This is a genomic window from Anaeromassilibacillus sp. D41t1_190614_C2 (assembly GCF_015558525.1).
Lineage (GTDB): Bacteria > Bacillota > Clostridia > Oscillospirales > Acutalibacteraceae > Anaeromassilibacillus > Anaeromassilibacillus stercoravium.
Window position 1 is genome coordinate 1 of the sequence record NZ_JADMOD010000019.1, and the last position, 14,690, is coordinate 14,690.

Annotated in this window: 4 protein-coding genes; 1 reads left to right on the forward strand and 3 read right to left on the reverse strand. The window is 58.7% G+C overall.

Translation table 11 applies throughout. The annotated features are described in order from the left end of the window. Positions 1–4,898 (reverse strand): NPCBM/NEW2 domain-containing protein (locus tag I2G69_RS12755; protein ID WP_195560879.1); only part of this gene is annotated, 4,898 nt, incomplete at its 3' end. A gap of 590 nt (positions 4,899–5,488) precedes the next feature. Here I2G69_RS12755 and I2G69_RS12760 point away from each other — a divergent pair. After that, the gene (locus I2G69_RS12760; RefSeq protein ID WP_191441919.1) at positions 5,489–6,757 is read left to right on the forward strand and encodes an ROK family protein; all 1,269 of its coding nucleotides are present in this window, start codon (positions 5,489–5,491) and stop codon (positions 6,755–6,757) included. 203 nt (positions 6,758–6,960) lie between these two features. Here I2G69_RS12760 and abc-f read toward each other — a convergent pair whose 3' ends face one another. Both abc-f and I2G69_RS12770 read right to left on the reverse strand, forming a co-directional pair. Beyond that, positions 6,961–8,439: a ribosomal protection-like ABC-F family protein gene (abc-f, locus tag I2G69_RS12765; protein ID WP_195560880.1), complete on the reverse strand. Its 1,479-nt coding sequence runs from the start codon at positions 8,437–8,439 to the stop codon at positions 6,961–6,963. Between the two features lie 590 nt (positions 8,440–9,029). Further along, on the reverse strand, positions 9,030–14,462 hold the full coding sequence (locus tag I2G69_RS12770; protein ID WP_195560881.1) for an NPCBM/NEW2 domain-containing protein: 5,433 nt from the start codon (positions 14,460–14,462) through the stop codon (positions 9,030–9,032). Positions 14,463–14,690: the final 228 nt, after the last annotated feature.

Here is a 14,690-nt window from a genome sequence, read left to right on the forward strand (position 1 = left end):
GCTTCGTCGTCGATGTAGAGGTTCAGGTCAAGGCCGTTCGCCTCGTCCACCGTGTTCTGGAGGATGGACATATCCGCACGCATTTCCAGCTTGTCGATCGCTGCCTGCAAGTTGTCATATGCCTCGTCTACGTCCGCCTTCAGGGCGTCTTCCTCTGCATACACGTCCTTCGCCGCGTCGAGCGCTTCCTCGAAGCCCTCGGTCGTGCCCGGCTTGAACTGATCCAGCATGTCTTTCAGCTGCTCTGCAATGTTGATCAGCGGCAGCAGGGTTTCCTTATCGCCCGCTTCGAATTCCAACAGGTGCATCGCATCCAGCAGGTCGCTCCAAGCCTCGTTGACCTCTTCCTGGGTGGCATTCGCATTGTCATAAACGGTCTGCGCATTCTCCAGGGCGTTCTCGAAGAACTCCTTCGCCGCCGGCACCAGGCCGTCGATGACGTCCTGCGGCACGGCGTTGGCCTGCTCCAGGACAGCTCCCAGGATGCTCTTATCCACGCTTGTGAACGTGAAGCGCAGGGTCGTGCCCTCGTTCGGCATCGTGAAGATGTACGTGCAGCCGTCCGCTGCAAACTCGATGTCCTCACCGTTGAGCTGCGCTCCGGAGAATCCATCCTTGGTCGGGGTAAAGGTGAAGGTCAGCTCTTCGCCCGGCTGCACCTTCGCGCCATAGATCGCATCTGTGGAGATGATTGCCTCCGTTTCGCCCTCGACGCTCATGGATGCGTTGCCGCTCCACTGTACCGTCAGCAGCTGCGGTTCCTTCGGCAGTTCCGTCACATGTACGGATGCACCTTCTGCGGTGTACGGGACAGCTTCGATATTCCAATCCGCCAGGAAGACATCTTCCAGCGCCAGCGTGTAATCGCCTTCCGCCATATCCGGGGACGCGGTAAACTTCGCCGTGAACAGGCTGTCCAGGTCCGCCGGCAGGCCCTCGCCGATCATCTCCGCCAGGTACAGGAAATTCACCTGAAGTTCGCCGTCATGGATGCTGTATTCAAACGTATCTCCCAGCACTTCGTTCGGGACAACCTCTGTACAGGTCAGGCCTTCCGGATACGTCATGAGCATCTGCAGGGACGCCACCGGGCTTTCCAGCGCATCCAGGCCGCCGATCGTGCCCTTCACTTCAAACTCACTGCCCGCTTCCACCGTCTCCGGTGCTTCCAGGCCAAGCGCGACGCCGGTTTCCTCCGGGATCTCTTCATAGCTCAGGAACTTCGCGTCCGCCCAGTTGCCGTGGTCGCCGTTGATGGAACCGTTGCTGTCCAGTTCCAGGCGGATGGTCCGCACACCGGTCAGGTCGAGGCTGACGAATTCAGCCGGGACCAGATAGGACATTTCCGGGCTGGTATAGCGGGGCTCCGTCTCGTTGTCGAAATAGACCTTAAAGATCATGGAGTTGGCGTATTCCTTGAGGTGGTTTGCGCCTACCCAGCTTTCGAAGCGGCTATAGCCCTTGCCGGCGATGTCGTAGGTCACCGAGCAATAGGAATGCATGCCGATGCCCTTGCGTTTGCCATCGACCAACGGCAGGTCGAGCGCCTCCCCGTCGGGACCGGTGACCACCATGTCCAAACCTTCGACGCCGCTGTCCTTGACCGCATGTCCATAGGTCCCCTGGTTATCCAAGGAATCCCATTCCAGGTCGCTCAAATAGACAGCCTTTGTTGTGCAGAACGAAATGCGGTAGACAAACGTGCCGCCGTCCGGACGGTGGACCGTGATTTCGGTCACGCCCGGGACCTTCTTTGCCGGGGAAATCTCATAGGTGACCGCGTCATTGCTCTTTTCCACGGTCACTTCCGGCACCGCGTCGCCTTCTTCGATGGGATAATAATAGTCATACTGTCCCGGATCGAATTCCTGCACCGGTTCCCCGTCGATCGAAATCCCGGTGATCGTGCTGGACGGGTCGATCTCCTTCATCGTGAGGAACTTGGCGTCCGCCCAGTCCGCATGGTCGCCCGTATCCGGCCCGTTGGTATCCGCTTCCAGGCGGAGAATCTTTGTGTTTGCAACCGGGATAGAGATCTTCTGCGCTTCCGTCGCGCCGTTGCCGGACGGCTGGCTCTCATAGATCAGCACGTCGTCAGAATATACGCGGAAGATGATATCGCCCATATTGTCTTTGAGTGCATCGACGCCCACATAGGCTTCGAAGATCTCATAGCCTTTGCCTTCGATGTTGTAATAAATCTCAGACGTGGCATGGGCGCCAAGGCCCTTTTCAAAGGTGGTCCGCTCGCCGTTGACGATCAGCTCCAATTTGGGATTCTCATGCGAACGGTCTTTCTGGATGGCCGTATAAGCACTATAGGATTCCGGTTCAAAGTCCAGATCGCTGAGGTACACGGTGGTATCCAGCTCCAGGGCCTTCTTGACCAAACCGTTCAGAGCGTTCTCCAGTTTGACAGCCGCTTCGTCCAGCTGGCTCTGGGAAACGTCCTCTACGCTGGCGAGCAGCGCATTGGCCTCTTCCATCGCCTCTGCAAGCGGCGCCCAGCTCTCCGGCGTATAGTGCGCTTCGGGCAGGCACTTGGCCTTGTTGACCTGCTCCAACAGCACGTTCACCGAGCGCAGGCCCTCTTTGGCCGCATCCAATGCAGCTATCGCTTCCTGCGCCTGCTCATCCGTGATCGCATTGCCGGATTCCAGCAGCGCATTTGCCGCGGCAATGGCCTCTTCCAGCCGCTGCCACGTTGCAACGGTATAATCCGATTCCTTTAAAGAATCCAATCCGGCCAGATGGTTCTGCAAGCGCTCTGCATTCATATTGTAGACCGGCAGGCCCGCATCTTCCGCCGTCGCCGGACGGAAGCGGACTGCATAGCCCGTTCCATACGCCATGGGATAATACATCGTGTCCGTAGAATCCACGAGGTAGCTGATGCAGATCAGCGGGCTGCTGTTTTTATCGGAAGAAGTCCCGCTCAGGCCGATCTCATCCTCATAGACCTCCGCCACATACTGCTGGCCAGGGGTCAGGAAATCGAGCGGCATCTGCAGCTCGCGGTCGATCGCGGAGATGCTTCCCGCAAACCATACGTCCTCGCCGCGCGCTTTCCGCGCATAGGTCGCATATTCGGACATAGAAGCTTCCAGCACGCGCAGCTCATCCCAATTGCTGGGCAGGTCCTTCCAGAACTGCCGCTCCTGCTCCGGGATCTGCGGGATGTTGGTCGGGTTGCCGTACCAATACAGCGAGTGCATGCCGGTGCGGAACAACAGGGAGGACGCCAGCGCGTACCCCTTGGTGGCCTTGCCCGGATAGCAGAAGGTGTGGTCGGCCGGCCCCTGGATGGCGCGGGTGAACAGGGTGGAGATGTCCTGCGCGATCTGGTCGCCCTGGATGCCCTCGTCGCCCAAAATGCCTTCCGTGGTCAAAAGGTTCGGGTAGGTGCGCTCCAATCCCGTGGGGACGTATTCGTCGTGGATGGTCAGCACCAGATGATGGCGGGCGGCTGCCTCGACCATCTCTTGGTTGCGCTTTTCATACTCCTGGTCGCCCTCCTGCATAAAGCCGGGCTTTACGCCTGCGGCGCCCCATTCTTCGAAGCGTGCAAATAGCTCATCCACCGTATACCGCCCGTATTTGTCAAACATATGGCGGTTGTTGACGTACAGGATCATGCCGACGCCCTGGGAATTGGCGTATTCACAGATGGCGGGGATGTCCAGATGGGGCTTGAACAGGCCGCCTTCCGGCCAGCCGGGAACGGGTTCGCCCGTAATCAGGCCATACGGCGGGAAGCCCTCTCCGGCGTCAAACACGCCGTCCTCGGGGATAAATTCCTTCATGATGCGTTTGACTTCGAGCAGCTCCTCGGAATCGCCCGGCTCCGGCTCCAATTTGGACGGGTCCAGGCGCGGGTCGCACCGGTCGTCCAGCTCCGGCCCATACCAGCCGTAGTCCAGAAGGACATACTCAAAGTTCTCCGCTTTCGCGGTGTCGATCCAGTCTTTCAGGGTCTCCGTGGTCTCGCTGCCAGCGCCGAGCATCAGGTTGCGGCCCGGCTTGACCCACTCGGAGAATTTGTACATATCCTCGTCCGCCGGCTCGTTGAGGTTCAGGATGATGTCCTCGTTCTCCGGCAGGCGGGCCAGCTCTTCGGCCACCACAAAGGTGCGCCACGGGCTGCACTTCTCCGTATTGGCGGAGACGTTGACCACGCTCCCGTCGTATTTCGCCTGGAGCGTGCGGTCCGCACACTTCGTCATATACATGACGGCGTAATCGTCCAAATTGGCCTCGCAGATGGAGACCACTTCCCCGTCCGCATACTCCACGGTCATCGGGCGGCAATAGTGCCTGCCTTCAAACGATTCCACCGGGATGGTCTGCGGGACGGTCTGGTTGGTTCCCTCATGGATCTGGGCGACCGCGCCCTCCGGGAAGGCAAACTGCGTGTATTCGTCCGTGATCTGGTAGTCCGTTTCCATCTCGGGAAGGACATAGCGGAATGCCACGCCCGTATTGTAGGCGCGCATTTCAATGGTGACCGTCTTGCCCTCTGCGTTGGAAAGGGTGACCGCCGTCTCGTTGAAGCGGTCCTCGATCACCGACTTATCGCCTACGAGAGGGGTCCAGGTCTCGTCCCCGCTGCCAGTCTCCTCCGAAACCAGGGTCAGGTTGTTCTGGAACGAACCGGCCGTGGTATTCAGGCCCAGGGTCCCATCCTCCAGCAGGGCGGTCCCATTAAGCACAACATTATAATAGGGGACGCCTTCGTCCATCCAGAAATTGATCTGGAGGTCTTTGTCCGGCGCTGTTGTGCTTTTGGCGTCCGGCGGGAGCTCCGCGCCGCTCTGTGCAGCAAACGCCGCCGGGGTGGTCCCCAGGCCCGGCGCTGCCAGCGACAGTGCCAACAACAATGCTAACAGTCTCTTTTTCATACTTCTCCTCCTATTTGATCTGTGTACACGCGGCGTGTACATCGTTGTCCGGTCTGTGCCCCTCCTTTCGTATCTGAAAAAATAGCAACAAAACAATAGCCCTCCTTTCCAGCAAAAAATCGTTCATTCTATAATAGCATATCCTCTAATTTAGCAATTGCTTTGTAAAGAATTTTTAATTGATTTTTATAAATTTTAACTTGGAATGTATCATATCAATGATAGAGGCATTTCTTTCCACCCGGAACACGCGGCAAAGCGTTCCTTTCTCACCTGCTTCGCGCATGATATGGACAAATTTTCTAAAACAGGATTGGAACGTTTCCATCCATTGTTTGAAAGAATCCCTTGCTTCGCAAACAATATATGCACGTTTTGTATTAGGATTTTTTATATCGTGTATTATTTCTATTGTTCTTTTCTAAATTTACTTGTAGTTTAATCAGTAAATATATTTTTTGAAAGTGAAAATATTTCCTATATAACATTATGCTTTGTAAAAAATCGTGTATAGTGTAAAGGAAAAGCCCTATCCGCGACAAAACCGGCGGATCGGGCAACCCACTACAATCAACACTGGAGACTGCAATATGAACGCTTCAAATCAAAAAAGTATCAACCAGGAGAAGAGCCAGGCCATCAACCGCGCATTAATCATCGACCTCCTCCGGCAACAGGGGGTTTGCTCCCGCGCGACATTGGCCCACCTCTCGGGCCTGAAACAGGCCACCATCACCAATATCATCGCCGAATGCATAACGAGCGGGCTTGTGATGGAAACCGGGTTGATGAGCGGCAGCAAAGGCCGCCGCTCCATTGGCATCACACTGAACGAAGAGCACTGCCATGTCATCGGCATCCGTATGACGCGCAGCGCGTTTTATCTATGCCTGGCGGGCCTATCGGGGAAACCGTTCCACGTGCAGGAATTCCCGATTGCGCCCGGGGAACCCGTGCAGACGACCTTGCCGCGCATCCGCCGGGCGGTGGAAGACACGCTGGCCCAGTCGGAAACGAAGATCGCCGCGGCGTGCATGGCTATGCCCGGCCCATATCACGAGGACCGGGATTGCCTGTTCTTTGTCACGGAGCTCTCCGGCTGGCAAAACTACCCGATCCGGGCGACCCTGACCAAGGGCCTCGACCTCCCCTTCCTGGTGGTCAACGACGCGAACGCCAGCGCCTTCGCCCAGCTCTGGTACCACGGGCAGGAGCCCGCCACGCAGAATATGCTGTATGTGCTCGCCGGGCAGGGCGTGGGCTGCGGCATCATCTCGGAGGGGCGCCTTGTGACCGGGCAGCGCGGGCTGGCCGGGGAATTTGGCCATAATTCCATCGATTACAACGGACTGCCATGCGAGTGCGGCAACCGCGGCTGCCTGGAAAAATATTGCTCCACGCTGGCACTGCGCAGCCGCATCCGGGAACGCCTCGCCGCCGGGGAAGCCTCCAAGCTACAGGCGGACGCGCTCTCCACCGAGGCCCTGGCGCATGCGGTGGCACAGGGCGACCCGGTCGCCTGCGAGGAATACGACCGCGTGTGCGAATTCCTCTCCATCGGTATCACGAACCTGATCAACCAGCTCAACCCGGGCATCATCGTAATCGGCGACGAACTCGCAGAGATCGCACCGGACCGGATGCTCGCAACCGTGCGCGAGCGCGTAAAAGAGAGCGTCCATACTTTGTCCCCAGGCGAGGTGGCCATTGAGGTCAACCGCCTGCCGGGCAGCCCGGTCCTGTTGGGCGCCGCTGCCTTTGCCGCGCAATCGGTCCTGGCCGACCCCGGCAAGCTGATCCAGGAGGCGGCGGTTTCGCAGGAGATATCCTCCGCGCCGTTGGAATTGGCGGCTCTGTAAGCCGGCCGCATCGAATCATACAAAAAGGGCAGCAGAGATGTTTCTCCGCCGCCCTTTTCAGCGTTCTGCATGTTCCATGCAAATGCTTTTCTTTTCGAAAGGAACCTCCTTTCTCTCCCCTGTAGAGGTCTCTGCACCGCGGGAAAGAGAGGGGGTTTTTGCTGCGTTATTTTCCGGGAAAAGCCCCGCGCAGGGCTGCGCTTTTATAGGGTGATCTCTTTCGTGGCGATCCGCTCCCGGAACGCGCGGTCGTGTTCCACAAACAGCAGGGTGGGACGGCTGGCAAGGAGCAGGTCCTCGATCTGCACCCGCGAAAGCACGTCGATGAAGTTGAGCGGCTCATCCCAGACATAGAGGTGCGCGGGCTGGCAAAGGCTTTTCGCCAGCAGCACCTTTTTCTTCTGCCCTTCGCTGTACGTCTCCAGATCTTTGTCGAATTGTTCCCGCGAAAAATCCAGTTTGCGCAGGATGGCCTTGAACAGGGGTTCGTCCAAGCCCTCCCGCTGTGCCAGCGCGCGCAGGGACCCGTGCAGCCCGGCCGTCCCCTGCGGCACATAGGACACCACGAGATTCCCGCCGATGCGCAGGGCCCCTCTGTGCGCCACCGGTTCCCCCAGCACCAGTTTCAGCAAGGTGGATTTCCCGCATCCGTTTTTTCCGCAGACCGCCACGCGGTCCCCCTGCTCGATGGAAAAGCGCACATCCGAAAAGACCGTCTTATCCCCATAGAAGGCCGAGAGGTTTTCCGCCTCGGCCAACACGCGCTTGGGGTAGTCCATGGGGTGCAGGCGGAGCGCCTCCGCCTCCTCCAGATTTTTCAGGAGCTTTGCCTTTTCTTCCAGCGCCGTCTCCCGCCGCGCCTCGATGGTTTTCGAGCGCTTCATCATCTTGGCCGCCTTATGGCCCACATAGCCGCGGTCCGGGCGGATGCCCGAATTGCGGGTGTCGAATTTGCCCTTTTCGGTCCGGTCGCTCCAGTCCGCGGTGCGGCGCGCAGCCTGTGCCAGCCGGGCGGTCTCTTTTTTCAGCTTGGCCTGCTCCGCCCGCTCAAACTGGTCCTGCCGGTTGCGGTTCTCCTGCCAGGAGCGGAAATTCCCCGCCTGTACCTCGATGTCCGCCCGGTTGAGCGCGAGGATATGGTCCACGCAGCCGTCGAGCAGGGTGCGGTCGTGGGAGACCAGGAGAAACCCCTTTTTCCCGTTCAAATACCGGCACACGGCGTCGCGCGCCTCCTCGTCCAGATGGTTGGTCGGCTCGTCGATGAGCAGAAACCGGTCCTCGTCGAGGAACAGGGCCGCCAGCAGCACCTTGGTCTGTTCGCCGTTGCTCAAGGTACAAAACGGGCGGTCCAGCACCTCCGCATCCACCCGCAGCAGGGACAATTCCCGCTGTAGCCGCCACAATTCATACTCCGGCGCGAGCGCTTCCACCACAGCCTGGGTGTCCTGCTCCGGATGCGGGACCGGGAACGGGAAATACGCCACGGGGACCGGGCAGGAGATCGTCCCCCGGTACGGGTACTCCCCCAAAAGCAGGCGCAAAAAGGTGGTCTTGCCGCGCCCGTTCCGCCCGATAAACCCAAGCTTCCAGTTGGTGTCCATCTGGAAGGTGACATGTTCAAACACATTATCCGGGTTGCCGTCGTATCCAAACGTGAGATCCTTCACTTGTATCAAAGCCAATGCAATCGCCTCCACGCATAAAAATAAGCCGCAAGAAAGTCACCTTTCCTGCGGCCCTTTTTTACGCGGCTCAACAGAGGCGGTCTTGCCGCTCTGTTTTACGAGGTCCGGCCTTTTGCGTGCGCCAAGATGCGCAGGCGCTAAGGCGCCGGACGGTCAAAGGGGATTGCAGAACGTGTCGCTTTCTTGCAGGGCATCCCAAACCAGAGGAACGTCCCGTTCCCCTTGGAAATGCCGGTTTCTTTCAAACACTCAGCAAGAAAAAGTGCGCACGTTTTCAACTCCCATCGTATGAAATCGCTGTCACTATAGCACATGTCCGGCAGCGTGTCAAGGGATTTCAGGAAAAAGGGCCAGTGCGCGGGGGCCTCGCAGGGCGCGCCCGTCCTGGATGGCCTCTCATCAAAAAAAGAACAGCCGGACCCACGCCCACTTGCATGGGTCCGGCTGTTCTGTATCGGCGAATTCGCCGCAGGGTTCAAAACCCTGTTTACTCCCCAAATAACGAAGCTTGTTTGATCAATAGACACGCAATGCCTCTCGCGGGCACACAGTGCCTTTCGCGCCTACGGCGTTCCCTAAGAAAGCATTTAGCCAATCGTCACTGCACAATGTTTCACTGGGACATTGCCCGGCAGGGTGGTATAAACGCCCGTGCTCTGGCCCGGCGTGCCGGTCGCATAGACTCTGTAATAGTAGTCGTTGCCGATCTTCGCCACGAACTGCGTCTTGAGCACTTCGCCGTTGCCGGCCGTGAAGCCCGGCGTCATGGCGTTGCCGTTGACAACCGTCATCTTGAAGCAGTATGCGCTGCCTCTCTTCAAGGTGAAGTTCACCGTCGTATCGGAAACCACATATGCCTGCTGGCTCGTCACGCCCTGCGCTGCGGATACCACACCCGCTGCGCCATATGCGTTGCCAACATTCGCAGACGTGCTGCCCTTGCTGCTGTTGTTGCCCGTGCTCGGCTTCTCCGCCTTGACCAGGCCGTTCGCCGCAGCTTCCAGGTTCACATATGCACTGGTGACGCTCTGCTCATCCGCATTTGCGTCCGCCGCAACTGCCTTCGCAACGCTCAGCGCTGCCTTAAAGGTTGCCACACTGCGGTCCGTGTAACCATTCAGATCAATGGCTTCGGTCTCCGCAATCAGCTTGTTCAGCTCGTCCTTGTTCGGGATCTTCCGCAGGGCTGCCATCGCATCGGACAGCTCCAGTGCCTTCGCATCCACATCGGCCTGCGCTGCGTCTGCATTCAGAAGCAGTTCTTCCGCCTCTGCCAGCACCTTCTCGAAGGCCGCCATGGCTTCGTCGTCGATGTAGAGGTTCAGGTCAAGGCTGTTCGCCTTGTCCACAACCGCCTGCAACATCGAGAAATCGGTTGCACGGACCAACTGGTCAAACGCGGTACGCAGATCGTCGCATGCCTTCTCGATGTCCCCTGCAAGCGCTTCCTCGTCCGCTGCGACTTCCTCGGCAGCCTCGTAGGCCGGCAGGTAGTTTTCCCAGCTCTCCGGGGTAAAGTCCGCCTCTTCGAGCGCGCGGGCAATCTCCAACAGCGTGTTCAGCTCGGTTTTGTCGCCCGGCGCAAAGCTCAGGAGATGGATCATATCCATCAGGCCGCTCCACGCCTCGTCGATCTCCGCCTGGGTTGCCGTGAGCTCCGCTGCGGCTTCGTTCGCTTTCTCCAGCGCCGCGTCAAAGCGCTCCTTGACGCTCGGGATCACGTTTGCATACTCGTCGCCTTCCTGAAGCGCTTCGGCAATGGCAATCGTCTGCCGCAGGGTCATCTTGTTGACAACCGTAAACGCAAAGTTGAGTTCGGTGTCGGCTCTCGGCATCGTAAGCGAATAGACATATTCGGCCGGGTCGTCAAAGGCCTGCGCCTCGTTGTTGACCATCACGCCGGCGATCTCCCTGCCGTCCACCGCCGGGGCAAACGTCAGATCCAGCTCTGTGCCGGACAGCACGCCGTCCGTATAGCGGCCGATCAGGTCCGCAATGTGCTGGCCTTCTCCGTCCACACTCAGGCTGACCTTGCTGCCGTCGTACTGTACCGTCAGGCTGTGCTCCACCGGCACGTCCTCTGCAAACTCCGCGTCTGCGGTGACGTCCGTGGTCACTTCCATCGTGTACGTATTTTCGGCTGTGAGCGGCACTTCCTCGCCGTTGATCAGCGCGCGGCTCACATAGTACCCCGCATCCGGGGTGAAGGTAAAGGTGACTTTTGTTCCGACGGCTACGGTTTGGCCCGCAACGATTTCGCCACTGTCTGTAGCCGCCGAAATCTTACCGTTAACGGGCTCTGTAAAATTTACGCTAACCTTTTCTTCTTCACTGCTATTCTTTCCAAATATCTGAAGCTCGGTGATGACAGCGTTGACACCCCAATTGGCGTCATACGAACTGTTCACATAGATGCGCAGGCCCAAAATATCCTCCTGCACCGAATCAAAGACAATTTCCTTCTGCTGCTGCTCGCGGTCGGCCGGGTTCTGCTTCCAAGTGATGTCGCCGGAATTGGCAACCGTCTCCCAGGAGCTGCCGTCTTTGGTCACGAGGACGTCAAAGTTCTTCGGGCCCTGGTCCTTGGCAAAGTAGCTCCACAGGATCATGCGCTCGACATCCTTCGGGGTATCCCATGTCACCTGGACATAGCGGTCCTCTTCCGGGATCTGGTCGAGCACCTTCATGCCGAACACGCCCTTGCCGTCTGCGCCGGGCGCCTGGTCGTCATAGATGCCGTCGTTGACAAACGCGGCCTCCTTCTTGTTGCCAAGGGCGGTATCCGGCGCATACGCGGTGCCTTCCGGCGCGATGTTGCGCACGGTTTCCTCGCCTACCGTGACAACGGCGGCGGCCTTCACGTCATTGGTGTTGACAATACATGCCGGCAAGGTGAGTTCGCCGGAGACAGTCTGCTCGCCCGAGGTATACGGGTCGTAGCTCTCGCTGTCCCAAACCACCGGGACCGTCGCGCGCAGGCCGTCCTCCAGGCGCAGCGCAATGGTATCCGGCAGGTCCAATGCATCGAATGCCGTGCCGTAATCCACTTCCTGCGCATCCGGGTTGGCCGCGGAAACAACCGCAACCTGGGTGCCGGTCCCGCCTTCTGCGACGAATTCTGCGGAAATCGTCACATCTTCGGTGATATTGGTCAGGGTGTACTGGTTGTCAACCGGGATCACAATCTCCCCATTGACAACCGCCATGTATGTCACATAGCCTTCCGCCGGGGTGAACGTGATCTCCACCGGCAGGCCGTCCAGGACGGAACCTTCGGGGTCGGTGGTAATCGTGCCGTTTTCGGTGTCTGCGATTTCGATGTTGTATGTCTTTACGTCTTCCAGTTTGGTGACCGTTGCGTCCGCCCAGTCGCCGTGGTCGGAGCCAATGCCGTCGCCCGCATCGGTCACGCGCAGGGTCAGCACACGGCAATCGTTAAGGACCACATTGACCTCTTCGCGGTCGTTCGCGTTCATCACTTCGGACTGATAGACGCGCTCGCCGTCGGCCAAAACCTCAAACTGGATGCTCGAGGCGGCAACCTGCATCTCCTGGTCCACGCCGATGAAGGAATGGAACTGGTAGTCGCCGCCGCCCAGATAGATCTGGACCTCGGAGGCCGCATGGACACCGATACCGGAGGCGTAGGTCTCCCCGCCCAAGCGCAGGGGGTTGCCGTCGATGGACACATTGCGGCCCGGCTCGTCGCCCCAGCCGACCGTCGCGCTCAGCCACGGATAGTCGCCCAGCTTCGTGACGGTGTTTTCAGGCGCTTTGGAAACCCGGACCGTCTCGGTGTCCAGCGTTGCCGTATCCTCGCTGTCGCCGTCGTAGCGGTAGGTGGCCGTTGCAGACAGGATATAGTCGTCCGCCGGCTTGTCGATCGAGCAGGACGCATCCTCCGGCATGGTGACCTGGAAGGTGACGGTCTTCGTCTCGCCCAAGGCCAGCTCGTCGATGGTCTCGCCGCCGGTGACGGTGAAGCTCTCCGGCGCGTCAAGCGCAATGGAGATGTTCTTCATGGTCTCGCTGCCGACGTTCTCGACTTTCACGTCGAACGCTGCAGTTTCGCCCGCGTTGTAAATGCTGGAATCCGAGCGGATCTGGACCGACGCCATCTTATCGATGCTGCCCGGCTCCGCCGCCTTGACGCGATAGAGCTTCACGCCGTGGGCCGGGATTGCGCCGGAGGACAGGGTTTCGCTGCTGACTTCCTCGGTCCCGTCGCCCCACAGGTCCGTCACCATATAAATGGAGCTGGACGGGAGCGTAATGCGGTCGTCCTCGTCCGCCAGGGTGGACAGGTCGACGCTCGCCGCCGCGCCGTCCGCCGCGCTCTTATTGAAGAAGCAGACCGCTGCTTCGCCGTTTTCCAGCGGCTTCACCAGGATGTCGATGCCGTCCGCTGTGGAAATGCGGCTTGCCTGCAGGAGCAGCGGGTCCTGGTTCAGCGCGATGACCGCGTCGTTTGTGACGATGTCGTATGCGCCGTTGTGCACTTCATGGTCCACGCCGTCCGGGCTCGTCTCAGAGACAAAGTCGCGGATGTCACAGCCCAGGATCAGCGGGGAATTCATCATCGCCCACAGGGAGAAGTGCGCCTGGTTCTCCGTCTCCGTCAGGTTGCCGTTGCCGACCTCGAGCATGTCGGGGTCGTTGTAGGTGCCCGGCTTCTGGTAAGACCAGAGGGTGACCGCTTTTTCGTAGTTGCTTATGACGGAATTCCAGTTTGCGGAAATATCACCGGAGGTCCGCCAGGAGTTGGCAAATTCGCCCGCCCAGGTCCAGGGGCTGGTTCTGCCGTGCTCACAGACGGAGAAGAAAATCGGCTTCTCTTCCGCTCCGGTCTGCTCGGCAACGCTTGCCGTCGCCTCTTTCAAGGCGTTGCCCATCTTGGAATACCGGCGGATGGAGTCCGCCTTCTGGCCGTCGATGGGGTTGAAGATCTTGATGGTGTTTTCGCCCGCGTCCAGGTCGATATAGACCTGCTGGCGGCCGGTGTTGCTCCAGCCGCTGGTGCGCGCGATCGTCGTCTCATAGGTGCGCTCCCCATTGACCTCGATCTGCGCATATTTGGACGTGGTGGAGGCGGTCTTCTTAAAGCCGATGGTCAGGACGTACTGCCCCGGCTCGTCCACCGTCTTGTGGAAGGTGATGGAACCGCCGTTTGCGCTCAGGCCGGTCACGTAGCCGGTGCCGTAGCAGCCGCCCCCGTTGACCACAGCGGCGTTCCCCTCCAGAATGGCGTCCTCCGCCTGGAGCTGTTCGCCCTCCGGCGTGCCCGCCTTTGCGACCGTGATGTAGTCCACATCCGGCGCCTTTGTATAGCTGGTGTAGCCGATATCGGACCCCATATCGACCACATGGCAATAGTCATACTTCAGGTATTCGACGCCCCACTCCGCAAAGGTCTGGGCGTCCAGTTCTTCATTCCCCGCCGCACCGGGCATATCCTCGCAGGTGAGGTCGCCGCAGGAGCTGTATACGCCTACCTTGAGCGGGTTCTCCGGGTCGAGCGCGTTAACCTGCTTGATGAAATCCGGGCCGCTCGGGAAGCCCGTGAGGTCAAACTGCATCCGGCCGTTTTCGTCGCGCATATTGGACTGCCAGCAGTCGTCCAAATTGAAATACACGTATCCGTGATCGTTTAGATTGGTGTTTACCAAGGCTTTGGCCGCATCCATCGCCTTTTCTTCGTTGATTTTCTCGCGGAAGAAGTTCCAGGTCGACCATCCCATCTGCGGGGGCAGCTTCCCTGCGGCGGCTTTCTCCTGTGCCTTCAGGGTTTCCTCTTTGTCTCTGGCGCTTTCCGCTGTCTCCCCCGCCGCCGGTTCTTGAGCGGTGGCCGGTACGGAAAGGACCTTCTGCAGGACGCCTGAGGCCGCAGAGGACAAAGCCGTCAGGTGGGCGGCGCTTTGGGGCTGCACAGTGTAGTCCGCCGCTGCAAAAGCGGAGGTTGTCGCCGGCGCCATCAGCGCTGCGCAGAGCAGAAGACTTACCAGTGCTTTTACTCTCTTCACGTTTTTCTCTCCTTCTTGTACAGGTTCGGTTCCTGTGTACTTTATGTAAAAATGGCTGCTGGACCATTTTCACAACGCCAGAAAATCTCTATGGAACAGATATTTACGGTGAAATACCTAAAAAATAAATCTCTGTGTTATTATTTTTTATACTATCATTTGTGCAGCGTTCTTTTTATGCTTACAAGAAATTAAAACAATAATCCATATTTCTGCAACAAAAATCCA

Coding starts and splice junctions, on each gene's coding strand:
- I2G69_RS12760 (WP_191441919.1), top strand. CDS start 5,489: ATGAACGCTTCAAATCAAAAAAGTATCAACCAGGAGAAGAGCCAGGCC.